The sequence below is a fragment of the Paenibacillus tundrae genome (assembly GCF_030812775.1).
GTDB classification, from domain to species: domain Bacteria; phylum Bacillota; class Bacilli; order Paenibacillales; family Paenibacillaceae; genus Paenibacillus; species Paenibacillus tundrae_A.
On sequence record NZ_JAUSTI010000011.1, the window covers coordinates 82,879 to 96,729 of the forward strand.

The 13,851-nt window shown below is 46.8% G+C and carries 10 protein-coding genes; all 10 read left to right on the plus strand.

Annotated elements, in window-relative coordinates:
- Positions 1-53: 53 nt before the first annotated feature.
- Positions 54-242, plus strand: a complete 189-nt coding sequence (locus J2T19_RS19220) for a hypothetical protein (protein ID WP_307218530.1) — start codon at positions 54-56, stop codon at positions 240-242.
- Complete coding sequence (locus tag J2T19_RS28175; protein ID WP_370874905.1) at positions 154-2,013, plus strand: helicase-related protein; 1,860 nt, start codon at positions 154-156, stop codon at positions 2,011-2,013. Before J2T19_RS19220 ends, J2T19_RS28175 begins: the two co-directional genes overlap by 89 nt.
- 44 nt (positions 2,014-2,057) lie before the next feature.
- Positions 2,058-3,173 (plus strand): ComFC family protein, encoded by a 1,116-nt coding sequence (locus tag J2T19_RS19230; RefSeq protein WP_307218533.1) that lies wholly within the window; start codon positions 2,058-2,060, stop codon positions 3,171-3,173.
- A 337-nt stretch (positions 3,174-3,510) separates the two neighbouring features.
- Positions 3,511-8,985, plus strand: a complete 5,475-nt coding sequence (locus J2T19_RS19235; RefSeq protein ID WP_307218537.1) for a fibronectin type III domain-containing protein — start codon at positions 3,511-3,513, stop codon at positions 8,983-8,985.
- A gap of 262 nt (positions 8,986-9,247) precedes the next feature.
- Positions 9,248-9,655, plus strand: a complete 408-nt coding sequence (locus J2T19_RS19240) for a TIGR03826 family flagellar region protein (RefSeq protein ID WP_307218539.1) — start codon at positions 9,248-9,250, stop codon at positions 9,653-9,655.
- Between the two features lie 265 nt (positions 9,656-9,920).
- Positions 9,921-10,205, plus strand: coding sequence for a flagellar biosynthesis anti-sigma factor FlgM (gene flgM, locus J2T19_RS19245; protein WP_128103754.1), 285 nt, complete (start codon positions 9,921-9,923; stop codon positions 10,203-10,205).
- An 11-nt stretch (positions 10,206-10,216) separates the two neighbouring features.
- Positions 10,217-10,720: a flagellar protein FlgN gene (locus tag J2T19_RS19250; RefSeq protein ID WP_307218541.1), complete on the plus strand. Its 504-nt coding sequence runs from the start codon at positions 10,217-10,219 to the stop codon at positions 10,718-10,720.
- A gap of 18 nt (positions 10,721-10,738) precedes the next feature.
- Entirely contained in the window at positions 10,739-12,277 is a 1,539-nt protein-coding gene (gene flgK / locus J2T19_RS19255; protein WP_307218543.1) for a flagellar hook-associated protein FlgK, read from the plus strand.
- A gap of 24 nt (positions 12,278-12,301) precedes the next feature.
- Positions 12,302-13,222: a flagellar hook-associated protein FlgL gene (gene flgL, locus J2T19_RS19260; RefSeq protein ID WP_307218545.1), complete on the plus strand. Its 921-nt coding sequence runs from the start codon at positions 12,302-12,304 to the stop codon at positions 13,220-13,222.
- A 15-nt stretch (positions 13,223-13,237) separates the two neighbouring features.
- Positions 13,238-13,807, plus strand: coding sequence for a DUF6470 family protein (locus tag J2T19_RS19265; RefSeq protein ID WP_251383472.1), 570 nt, complete (start codon positions 13,238-13,240; stop codon positions 13,805-13,807).
- The last annotated feature ends 44 nt before the right edge of the window (positions 13,808-13,851 follow it).

Here is a 13,851-nt window from a genome sequence, read left to right on the forward strand (position 1 = left end):
ATGCGCCGGCGAATAGCTGGGAGAGCATGTGCTTTTTTGTGTCTTATTGAGATGTGAGTATGGATTTGAATGTGTATCTTGATGGGAAAAAGGGAGGGGAACTTGGTGAGAGTGGCTTTGTACGTGTGCAGGGTAGAATTAGGCTGGAGCATGATGTTGTCACTGGACATCCGTGTGGATGTGAGTTGGTGGCTGGAGGGGGCAAGTGGTCGGCGTGTGACTCGTTGGCTGTTGCTACATGAGGCATTACCGTTAAGCCAGGCATCGTGGATCGTAGAACATTTTCGAATGGAACGAGATATGGATCAGTGGCGTGAAGGACAATGGCAGACGTATGTGCGCGGCAAAATAGAATCGTATGAGCGGGCTTCCGGGGAACACGAAGCCCGGCGTAGCGCAGGTAGCGGCAGGCATGAAGCTGCCGCACTGCGGGGTGGGGGAGGCGGGAGGCCAGAGCCATATCCCGCCTGGGCTTGGGCTCAGCTCGAACAGGGCGCTCCCCTGCTAGCTGAGCAATTACACGGCCGCCAATTGCTGGCGGCCGAGGCAGAGGCGCTGCTGGCGGACAACGCCCCGCCGCTTGCCTCTGCCTGGCGCGCGGCTGCGCAGCTCGCGCACCTACACGGGCGGCTAAGCATCGCTGCCGCCCTGGAGTGGCCTGCCACGCGGCGTCGCCGTGCGTGGCTTGGTAGCGCGCAGAGCGCGCCGCGCTGCCGCCGGTGCGGCAGCGTAGCCGAGCAGCGCGTGCCCTGCGCTGCTTGCGGCCAAGCGGCGTGCGCCTACTGCGAGGCTTGCCTCGCGCTGGGGCGCAGCCGTGCCTGTGCGCTGCTGCTGCGTAGCGCAGCGCCTGAGGCCGTGCCCGTACGCGGCGAAGCATCGCGTGGCACGGCCGGTTTTTCCACCGGCGATGATCTGAGCCGGTGGGGGCTTAGCCCTGCGCAGAGCGAGGCGGCTACCGCAGCGCTGGCTTTTTTGGCTCAGCCACCCGCAGGGGGCGAGCCGGGGAGGTTTTTGCTGTGGGCTGTGACGGGAGCGGGCAAGACCGAGATGATTTTCCCACTATTGAACCACATCTTGGAGCGTGGCGGTCGGGCACTTGTTGCTACACCGCGCAGAGACGTGGTATTAGAGCTAGCGCCGCGGCTTGCAAAGGCCTTTCCAGACATTTCGCTCGCGACACTCTATGGCGGCAGCACCGAACGTTGGAAAGACGCCCAGCTCACCTTGGCGACCACGCATCAGCTCATGCGATTTTACCGAGGGTTTGACCTGGTAATTATCGACGAATTAGATGCATTTCCTTACCACAATGATCCTATGCTCGCTCATGCAGCGACGTACTCATGCAAGCCTGACGGGCATTTTGTGTATTTATCTGCTACCCCTCCTGCCAAGCTGCAGCGAGAAGTCGCGCAAGGAAGATTACTTCATGCGAGAGTACCCGTCCGTTTTCATCGTCACCCGCTACCTGTACCTCAGCTATTGAAGATGTCCACAGTCGCTCAGTGCATTCGGCAAGGCAGCATCCCGGCTGCTCTGAAGAAAGGCATTCAGATTTCATTGCAGAGAGATGCGCAAATCTTCGTTTTTGTTACCCGGATCGCGCAGATTGAGGCATTTGTAGAACTGATGCGCCGGACGTTTCCACAAATTCATATCGAAGGAACGTCATCTCAGGACGCTGAGCGTGCCAGCAAAGTTATCGCATTTCGTGAACGCACCATCCGCCTGCTCGTGACCACTACGATTCTGGAGCGGGGTGTTACCATTCCACGGAGTGATGTATTTATTCTGGATGCAGATAACGGACTCTTCGACGAAGCTTCCCTCGTGCAGATGGCAGGCCGAGCAGGGCGATCCATGGATGATCCAGCAGGCAAAGTCGTCTTTGCATCATCTCGCCGTACGCGATCTCAAGTGAAAGCTGTGAGTCAGATCAAAAAAATGAACAGCATTGCCCGGCGCAAAGGCTACCTCCATCCACCATCTAAACAACCAATCCAACAACGTTAGTTCACGGCTGTGCAAAACAATCCAACGACTGGAGGCTACCCCTCATGTCCTATTGGCTCGACGCGATTACCGAACACCTACAGCCACTGACCAAGCGACTGCACCAGCTGCTTGCCTCGCCAGGAGCGACTTGCCTAACCTGTAACACACGATCGCTCCTATCTTCGACGTATCCTGAAATATGCCTCAAGTGTGTGGAGCGAATTCCGTGGATTCGTTCCATCCGTTGTCCGCGGTGTGGTCGGGGAATGGGTTGCCCTGACTGTGCTAGACCGCATATGCAAAACCGCTCCTTCACCTGCAACCGCAGCGCCGTTCAATACAATGAATTAATGAAAGAATGGATTGGCATGTACAAATTCCGAGGACATCAGCGCTATGCCCCGCTCCTTACTTCACTTCTCATACAAGCGTTTCAGGCGATGAGCGAAGAGATGACTGCTACTTTGGCAAAAGAACCCCCTGCCTCTGTGGCGTATCCCGCCACCATTGCCCAGAACCAGGTAGATGCAAACCTGCATCCACCCAAACCACGCGCCCCCCATGAAGGAGGCGCTCACCATAACTACTCGCACACATCGAATGTGCGAGCCAACCATGGAGCAGCGCCCCGCAATCCGCTGTCGCTGCTCCAAAGCTCCAAGCCGCGATGGCGGCCTGACGCGGTAACTTACGTTCCCGTCAGCGCTGAGCGCCTGGCCGAGCGCGGCTTCAATCAGGCAGAGCGACTCGCTGCTGGACTTGCTGCAGCGACCCGCCTGCCCCTCGTTGATCTGTTGCAGCGCCAGATCAATACCACGAAGCAGAGCTTCAAGACACGCGGCGAGCGGATTCAAACGATGCAGGATGCCTTCGCCATCCAGCCGAATGGTGTGGAGCTACTGCAATCGCTGCAAGGGGAGGCTCGCTTCCATTCACAAGTGAATTCAATCCAGCTCCCCGCAACTTCTTCTTTATACGAAGAAGTACAACATTCAACGCATCCGTCATCAACGGGCTCCCTCACTAGTAATCTAAGGCAGCCACTACGCTTGCTACTGGTGGATGACATTTATACAACGGGTAGTACCTTGGATGCATGTGGACGAGTTATTTTGAATACGGGATACGCACTCGACATACCAATTGATATTTACACCTTAACTTTAGCGAGATCTTAAATTGCTATGGATGGTGCGAGGAAATAGATTTGAAAAAAACAGAATTTAAATAGATATAACGTAGTAACTCTTCTTAAAATAATGTGAGTATTACTATCTTTGGAGAGAATATACGTTCTTTTGTTAATAGGGAAGCCATGGGCTCTTATCTTTATTACTTCAATATAATTTTGAAGATAAGTTGTTTGAAGAAATATAAGGATAGAAAACGCCTCAGAAAAAATTTCCATGCAAAAAAGAGGGATTCATATAATAGTGTAGAATAGATAATTCTGCCATTCGGAAGGTGCTAACCTTGGAATTGGCATAATCTATTTATTTGAAGGAGAGAAGAACGGTGGTTGCAGGACGAAGAAAAAATGGGTTTTATTTATGGACTGTCCGTTTACTAGTATTCATGCTGGTATTCGGACAGTTTGGCGTGTACGGGGGAAACCGTGCAGGGGCCGCAGCGAGCGGTACGATTGTATCATCTGATAAAGATTACCGTTATGTCCTTTCACGGCAGGGTGACACACTTAGCGTGAATCAGGTGCCAATTGATCTGGGCTGGGCGAGATCGTATAGTCTCTCCACTACAGGCTATTCGTTCTCAAGAAGCCAATCAATTCGAGGAACTGTACAGGATATAACCAATGTCACTTTTGGTTCGTACACATCCACATATGCTGGCAAAGTGAATAACGCATTTCTCATTGATTTTAATGAGGTGTGGGAGTATTACAGTGTTATGGAATTTAGACAGTATGGAATGGAACCCGGATACTGGAACAACTCCAAAGTGGATGAATTCGGAATGGAAACACCAAGATATGTACAAAGTTATGAAGCAACACAACTTAGTTTAGTAGTCGATGCGGATACAGGTAAAGTAGTCGATTTTGTTTCCAACCTGAATCCATATTACATTCGCAAAGCAGAATCCTTTAATTTTGTGAAAGAAACCGGAACGAAGACACCGATTACTACAGTTCCAGCTATGCCTACTAACTTGGCGGCGACTGCAAGTGATACGACAATTAATGTGAACTGGAATGCTGCTGAGCAAGCAGTGCAGTATGAGATTGAAGAGAATGGCGTAGCAAAAGAACCGTTTTATGGAGTGCAATATCGAACAGCACCATTTAAATCGAATACTACATACACTTATAGAGTGCGTGGGGTTAACACGATAGGGACAGGACAGTGGAGTGAGCCGTTTACATTAACAACTTTACTAGAGAAGCCTGTGCTGAAAGTAAATGCAGAAGAAAGTAAAAATACGATTGAGTGGAAGGCAGTAGAATTTGCAGATCGTTATCAGTTACAGATTGATGGGGGTACACCAATTGAGCTTGGAAATGTAACTTCCTACGTGCACGAAGGTTTAGAAGCTAATTCAACGCACACCTACGTTCTGAGAGCCTTCTCGGCTACCAATGAAAGTGCGTGGAGTAAATCTGTAAGTCAGCTAACGGTACCGGATCGTGCCGATGGATTAAAGGTTACGGACGCAACGTTTAATAAGCTGACTTTGGGTTGGACGGCGGTTAAGGGCGCTACAGGATATGACCTTGAGATCAATGGAGCAGTTACAGCTGTTACTGGAACTACGTATAGCAAAACAGGGCTGACAGCAAATACAGAGTATAGTGTTAGAATTCGACCTAAAAATGCGGGTGGAGCAGGAAGTTGGAGTGATTCCATCACTGCCATAACTCAGATGAACGCACCCGTAATTGAGGCTAACCCTTCACAAGAAGAGATTGTTCTTGTATGGGCAGCGATTGATGGTGCGACTTCCTATGAGGTTGAAACAGATGGAGTTGTTATTGGAGATATTAAGGACTTAATCTACACGCATGCAGGACTTACACCGGGAACAGCGCATAAATATCGTGTACGAGCAATCAGTGAGAACAACATAAGCGCATGGTCAGCGATCAAAGCACAAAATACGTTACCTGGTTCTGTTAATGGACTAGTGGTTAGTGCGGCAACAAATGCAGCGATCACGTTGAAGTGGAATGTTGTATCGGGTGCTACGGGATATGACATGGAGATCGATGGGGTAGTTGTTGCTGTGACAGGTTCTACTTATACCAAAACAGGACTTGGTGCTAATACAGAGCATACCTTCCGTATTCGCTCGAAGAATGCTGCAGGTGCAGGCGCATGGAGTGAGCCTGTAACAAGTCGAACGCAGTTTAGTACACCTGTATTGAAGGCTGCGTCAGAGAATGAGGCTATTACCTTAACATGGCCGGCTATACCGGATGCTACCGAATATGAGGTTGAAGCGGATGGTGTGTTATCCATTGTTACAGAGCCTACATTTACACATCTGAATATTTTGCCGGGTACATCTCATAAATATCGTGTACGTGTGGCCACGGCGAACAATACAAGCGCATGGACAACCGTATTAACGCAAAGTACGCTTCCCGATTCTGTAGCAGGTCTGACTGTGACAACAGCTACGAATACGGCAATAGCGGTGAAATGGAATGCCGTATCAGGAGCGACTGGATATGATCTGGAGATTGACGGGACTGTCGTTCCAGTCAGTGGATTGACTTATAACAAAACGGCACTTGCAGCAAATACAGAGCACACCTTCCGCGTGCGTTCCAAAAACACGGCAGGTGTAGGTGCGTGGAGCGAAGTGATTACAGCAACAACGCTACTTAACACGCCAGTGTTGAAAGCAGCTTCAGAAGAAACAGCTATTCAATTGACTTGGGCCGATGTAGCTGATGCAACAAAATATGAAATTGAGGCAGATGGAATTATTGTAGGTACAGTTAATGAACCGACTTATCAACATATGAATCTGTTGCCTGGCACAGCGCATAAATACCGCGTACGTGCTTTGACAGAAACGAACACGGGCGCATGGACTGCTGTTCTGTCGCAAAATACATTGCCCGGATCTGTGACGGGGTTAAATGTAACTTCGGTTACCAATGTGGCTATCGCATTGAAATGGAACTCAGTTACAGGAGCAACCGGATATGACCTAGAAATTGACGGCACGGTTGTGCCAGTTAGTGGATTGGTGTACACGAAGAATGGCTTGGGGGCGAATACGGATCATACGTTCCGCGTACGTTCCAAAAATGCAGCTGGAGTGGGCGCGTGGAGTGAAGCAATTCTTAGCACAACGATGCTTAATACGCCTGTATTGACAGGTACATCCGAAGAAACGTCGATTACGCTAACATGGCCTGATGTTACCGATGCTACGAAATATGAGATTGAGGCAGACGGAATCATTGTAGGGACGGTAAGTGAACCGACGTACCAACATGGCAACTTATTGCCTGGAACAGCACATAAATACCGTGTGCGTGCGTTAACAGAAGAGAATACAGGTGCATGGACAGCTGTCTTATCTCGAAATACACTACCAGGCTCTGTTACGGGCCTCACAGTTACTTCAACAACAAGCGCAGCCATCGCACTCAAATGGAATGCAGTGACTGGAGCTACCGGTTATGATCTGGAGATTGACGGTACGGTCGTTCCGGTTAGCGGATTAGTATATACAAAGAGTGGTCTGGGAGCCAATACAGAGCATACCTTCCGAATTCGTTCTAAAAATGCTGCTGGCGTTGGGGCATGGAGTGAACTGGTGACAGGTTTAACACAGTTGAGTGTGCCTGTCCTGAAGGCAGCATCAGTGGAGACGGCAATCACGATTACCTGGCCAGAGGTTACCGATGCGACCAAGTATGAAGTGGAAGCTGATGGGGTTGTCATTGGAACCGTCACTAATCCTAAATACACTCATGAGGATCTCCTCCCGGGTACTGCCCACAAGTATCGGGTACGCGCATTGACAGATACCAATAGCAGTATCTGGACAGCGATTTTGACACAAAGCACATTACCGGGATCAGTAACCGGTCTGAACGTAACTTCTGCAACAAGTGCAGCCATTGCACTGAAATGGAATGCAGTGACTGGCGCTACCGGATATGATCTGGAGATTGATGGCACGGTTGTTTCAGTTAGCGGATTAGTGTATACGAAGAGTGGATTAGGTGCCAATACAGATCACACGTTCCGGATTCGTTCCAAAAATGCAGCAGGTGTGGGTGCATGGAGTGATCTGTTAGCAGGTACGACACTGCTTACTACACCAGTTCTGAAAGCAACGTCTGAAGAGACCGCGGTTACATTGACATGGACAGAGGTTAAAGATGCTTCCGCATATGAAGTTGAAGCAGACGGTACCATCGTAGGTACTGTGGATGAGCCGACCTATGTGCATAATAAGTTACTTGCAGGAACTGTTCATAAATATCGTGTTAGAGCATTGACGGACACCAATGCCAGTGCTTGGACGGCTGTCCTTACACAAAATACAATACCAGGTTCGGTATCAGGACTCAGTACCACTTCGGTGACCAATACAGCCATTGCATTAAAATGGAACGCTGTCACGGGCGCAACTGCATATGATCTAGAGATTGATGGTGTAGTGGTGCCTGTCTCAGGTGTGGCTTATACCAAAACGGGCTTGATCACCAACACAGAGCATACCTTCCGGATTAGAGCCAAAAATGCCGCTGGTGTGGGAGCATGGAGCGATGTCATTCAAGCCAAAACACAGTTTAATACACCGGTATTGAAAGCAACATCAGAAGAAACGGCTATTACTATCACGTGGGCAGAAATTAAAGATGCAACGAGTTATGAAATTGAAGCAGACGGAGTTGTAGTCGCTACAGTGACCGAACCTTCATACGTGCATTCTAACCTGCTTCCTGGCACAATACACACGTATCGGATTCGAGTATTAACGGATGATAATTCTAGCGCATGGACAGCTAAATTAACCCAATCTAGTTTGCCGGGTACAGTGTCAGCGTTAAGTGTGAACAATGCAACGACTACCGCAATCGCGATGAAGTGGAATGCAGTGACAGGTGCAACAGGCTATGACCTGGAGATTGATGGTCAAGTCATTTCCGTTTCTAACACAGCCTACACGAAGAGTGGTCTACTCCCTAACACAGAGCATACATTCCGTATCCGCGGCAAAAATGCTGCTGGAACGGGTACTTGGGGTGAGATTGTAACAGCCTATACTCAGCTTAGTGTACCAGTTGTCAAAACGACTTCAGAAGAAACAGCAATTACTTTAAACTGGGCTCCGATTGCAGATGCAACAGCATATGAGATTGAGGCAGATGGAGTCGTTGTAGATCGTGTGAGCGAACCGACATACACGCATCGTGATTTACTTGGTGGAACAGTTCATAAATATCGTGTGCGTGCATTAACAGAAAATAATAGCAGTGCATGGACAGCTATTTACTCTTCAAGTACATTGCCAGCAGTGGTAGCTGGATTGAGTGTAAATACAACGACAGCAAACGGAATTACTATACGATGGAATGCAGCTACAGGAGCAACTGGTTATGACCTTGAGGTTGATGGTGTTGTTGTAGCTGTAACAGGAACAACGTATTCACGCAACAACTTTACACCGAACACAGAACACACCTTCCGTATTCGTGCCAAAAATGCGGTTGGTGCAGGTGCTTGGAGTGAAGCTTTGATACAGACTACACAACTTGCAACCCCTGTTCTCAAAGGTACCGCGGACAAAACAAGTGTTTCATTGACATGGGATGCCATTGCGGGCACGTCTTCGTATGAGATCGAAGCAGATGGACAGATTGTCGCAATTACGACGGATCCATCATGGGTACACGTAGAGTTGTTGCCTTCAAGTCTTCACAGATACCGCATCCGGGCATTAAATGAGCAAAATACAAGCATCTGGTCTTCAATACTCAGCGTGAGAACGACGTTGAACTAACGTCCATACTGTCTTGGATGTTAAGTTTTCCCTTGATATTGAGGCTGGGTGGTACTTCTTTTTATAGAAGTTTCACACATACGCAGGATAAATTTATGAAAGATTAGATTAAAACATTTGAAAGAGAGGAATAAGGTTGCGTAGTTATGCACCATATTCCTCTCTTTTATTTCGCAAAACCCTATGGACTTGATGTGAGAAAATAAGGTAATCTATATGTATTATCCAATCGGAATGAAAGTGTGAGAGGGGCGTTTAAGCGATGAATCTGGGTAACTGTCCTCGCTGTGGTAGACTATATGCAATAAATATCCGGGAAGTTTGCACAAACTGTATTAAAGAAATAGAGGTAGAATACCAGACTTGTGTAGACTATCTACGTGAGAATAAAGGTGCTAACATTCAGGAATTGTCTGATGCAACGGACATTTCGATTAAGCAGATCACCAAGTTCATCCGTGAGGGACGAATTTCCATCGAAAACGCCCCGAATATGATGTATCCTTGTGAAGTATGCGGAACCTTGATTCGTGAAGGTCATATGTGCGATTCCTGCCGTAGCCGATTGACCAAAGACTTGGCTGGAGCAGCCCGTGAAGTAGGTCAGAAGGAGAACAATAATATAGGCGGACGAACCTATAATGCTGTCGACAAACTGCGCGATTCATAGGAATCAGGGCTTAATTACAAGTTTTGCTATAACAAATGTTTTGGAACGTACCGATAAACTTATTAAAGATTATCGGTTTTTTTTATTATCCTAATGATTTGATAACGTAAAGATAAAGTAAGAAAAACGAATATCGATGTAAACCAAGGAAGAAAGACCACAATGTAGTAGTAGTTTTTCTGATGATTAGAGAATCTTCGGCATGGCTGATAACGTAAAATTCTATAATCTAAAAAATTCTAAGGTGGAAGGAAGTGTAGTTCACATGAAGATCAATGAACCAAATCGAATTGGTGCTATCAATTCATATCAGAGGAACGTTGAATCCAATCAGCAGGCTGAGGCTAAGAAAAGCCGCCGTAAGGACGAGGTATCCATTTCTCCGGAGGCGATGAAGATGCTTGAGGAACAAGGTCGTACACAGGATGTGGGGCGTTTGGAGCGTATCCAACAGTTGAAAGAGCAAGTGAGCTCAGGAACATACCAGGTAGACAGCAGTAAACTTGCCGACAAGTTGCTGCCGTACTTTAAGTCTTTTGATAAGGAATAGGTGATTATGTAATGGCAGCACTGGACAGATTAATTGCAGTATTGCAGCAGATGGAACAAAGTCACCGCGACATGCTGGCACTTAGCGAGATCAAGAGACAGGTGATCGTCAAGAACGATGTGGATGAACTCATTGCCGTTCTGAACAAGGAATCTAGGTTTATGAAGCAGCAGGAGCCATTGGAGACTGAACGACAGCGTGCTGTGCACGAACTGCTTCAGGAGCGGGGAATCAAATCCATGTTGAATCTGAACATTACCGAAATTTCCAAATTGATTTTTGATCCGGCTGACAAGCAGCGATTACTCGAGGTTCAGAAGAAGCTTGCGGGAACATTACAAGAATTGAAGGGAATTAACCAATTGAATCAAAAGCTGATCGAGCAGTCCTTGATGTTTATCGACCTTTCGATGGACATCTTCGCTTCAAGACCAGAACAGGATGCCACATACCAGCATCCTGCCGATAAGAACGGCAATCCAGGGCGAATCGGTCTGTTTGACACGCGCGCCTGAACATTAGGGGGAAACTAAGTGGCATCTACATTTCATTCAATCGAAACGGCTAAACGCAGTTTGTTCACACAGACGACAGCTCTTAGCACGACAGGCCATAACGTAGCGAATGCGAATACGGAAGGGTACTCACGTCAGAAGGTAAATATGCAGGCAGCCATTCCTATGGAGCCGTTTGCATTCTTGCACTCGACAACACCAGGACAGCTCGGTACAGGGGTGGAGTTTGACTCTATCACGCGTGTACGTGAGAAATTCCTCGATGACCAATACCGCAATGAGAACACCAACTTCGGAAGCTGGTCCATCCAACGTGATACCTTGGAGAAGCTCGAAGCGATTGTAAATGAACCATCAAATACAGGCTTCCGAACGGTAATGGATAACTTCTATAAATCATGGTCTGATCTGAGTAAAAATCCAGAAGATGTTACAGCACGCCGAATTGTAAAAGAAACGACGCTAGCTTTGACGGATGCGATGAATCAGATCAGTCGTCAATTGAATGCACTAAGTGAGGATTTGGATAGTAATATTGCAGTTAAAGCTAATGAGATCCAGGGCTACCTGGGGAATATAGCGAACCTGAATAGTGCCATTGTGAAAGTCGAGTCGCTAGGTGACAATGCCAACGACTTACGTGACCAACGTGACTTAATGGCAGATAAGCTATCCAAAATTATGAATATTACAGTTACAGATTCTCCACAAGGCTACCAGATTCAAATGAATGGACAGGCGCTTGTTACAGGTGGAGCTGTACAGGTTCCTGTAGATCCAGCCTTTTTGAACACGGCTTATACAGCGGGAACCTTAACTAATGGTGAAGTTCACGGCATGATCAAGTCCAGAGATACATTGGTAAGTGATTATCGGAAGCAAATGGATGAATTGGCGAATACACTCGCGAATGGGGATATCGAAATCACACTTCCTGCAGGATCGGTTGTACCTGCTACGAATGCCTTAGGACTTGCTGGTGGCGCTTTAGCGACAGATACGAAGGTGACTGTAAAAGGACTCAATGGTCTGCATCAGCTAGGGTATACGATGGATGGTACAACCACCCCAGGTCTACCTTTCTTCACAGCAATGGACGGCGGAACAACCATTACTGCTGGAAATATCTCGCTAAACGCAGAAATTCTGGCTGATCCGAACAAGATTGCGACTTCACTTCGCACAACAGATGCTTCTGGCACGGAGACTGTAATCAAAGGGAACAACACACTCGCCATCTTGCTTGCTAATCTGAAAGATACACCGATGAAATCAGCAGATGGTTTGCGCAATGCAACCATTGGTGCTCAATTTAGTGCAATTGTTGGACAGTTAGGGGTACAGTCTCAAGAAGCTGCGCGTCAGACATCTAACTCGGAATTTTTAGTAGAACAGGTGGACACTCGTCGTCAATCCGTTAGTGGTGTGTCATTGGATGAAGAAATGGCTAATATGATCAAATTCCAGCATGCCTATAGCGCATCTGCACGCTTTATGACCACATATGATCAACTGCTTGATAAATTAATTAACTCTACCGGTATGGTAGGCAGATAATAGGAAGGAGTGACTTAAGAATCCATGAGAATAACGAATAATATGCTCAGTTCACAACTGCTTCTGAACCTGAACCGTAATGCACAACAGATGAATAATACACAGACTCAACTTGCAACAGGTCGTAAAATCAACAAGCCTTCTGATGATCCTGTAGGGATTACATACTCCCTTCGGTATCGAGCTGAATTGTCTTCTAATGAACAATTTCAGAAAAATGTAGATAGTGCAGTATCCTGGCTAGAATTCAATGATACCGTAATGAATCAAGCGGGTAATGTGGTTCAGCGTCTGCGTGAGTTGACGGTTCAGGCATCGACTGGGACGAATCCTCAGTCCGCACTGGATAGTATCAAAGAAGAGGTGAGTCAACTTAAGGAACAGCTTATTGATATTTCCAACAGTAAGCTTAACGGCAAGTATATATTTAACGGTGAAACCTATGACGTGAAGCCTTATGATTTCCCGACTAATGCAGATGGGACGATGGATACAACTACAGCTACATCAATCATTACAGATAAAGGGAAAATTAATTTTATTGTTGGTGAGAGCGTACAGCTACCGATAAATGTGAGTGGAAATGAAGTGTTTGGTACTTCTACGGAAGAAGATAATTTATTTGGTATCATGAACAATATCATGAAGGCATTGGGCAGTGGTAACAAGACAGAACTTTCCAATCAGTTGGGAAATATCGATAGTCGTATGGATAAGATGTTAGCGATCCGTTCTGAAATTGGTGCAAAAACGAACCGTGTTGACTTGATGGCAGGCCGCTTAGACGATTTGGGCATAAACTTAACGAATCTTCAAGCCAAAGTTGAGGATGCTGATTATGCGGAACTTGCGATGCAATCTAAAATTCAGGAAAATATCTATAATGCTTCCTTGTCAGCGGGGGCCAAAATCATCTCTCCATCGTTAGTAGACTTCCTGAGATAGAAGGAGGATGTATCTTTGAGTACTCTTCCAATTGTTCAAATTAGAACAACGCCATCGTTATTAAGTATAGATGCCGATCTTGGCCAATTTTCTATACGTCAGCCCAAAGCAGATGTGCAACTCAATACTAAACCTTCTAAATTAACGGTAGAGAGTCATCCTATTCGACTGAATGTAGATCAATCCAAGGCGTTCTCTGCATACACTGGCGGAAATATGATAGATATGAATGCGAGGATATATTCAGGTATTGAACAGCAATTCCTGCAAAATATGGCCAATCGCGTACAACAGGGCAATCAATTGGCAGCTATTCACAAACCGGGTAACACGATTGCTAATATCATAGGTACGGACTGGCAACCACAGCCTTTCCCTGAGACTCGAACTCCTGCATCATTTGATAACGTAGATATTCGTATTGAAACAAGACCGCCTGATATTCGTTTTCAAGCCGCTGTCTCAGAAATGAATGTTACGGTCAACAGACCTGAGATTGAATACCAGAGGGGAAAGCTCGATATCTATGTTAAGCAGTATGCATCAATTCAATATACTCCACCTACTGTAGATATGGGGTTATAAGATATAATGTAGAGCTATAGACGGTCTCTGATACAGTCCTCTAT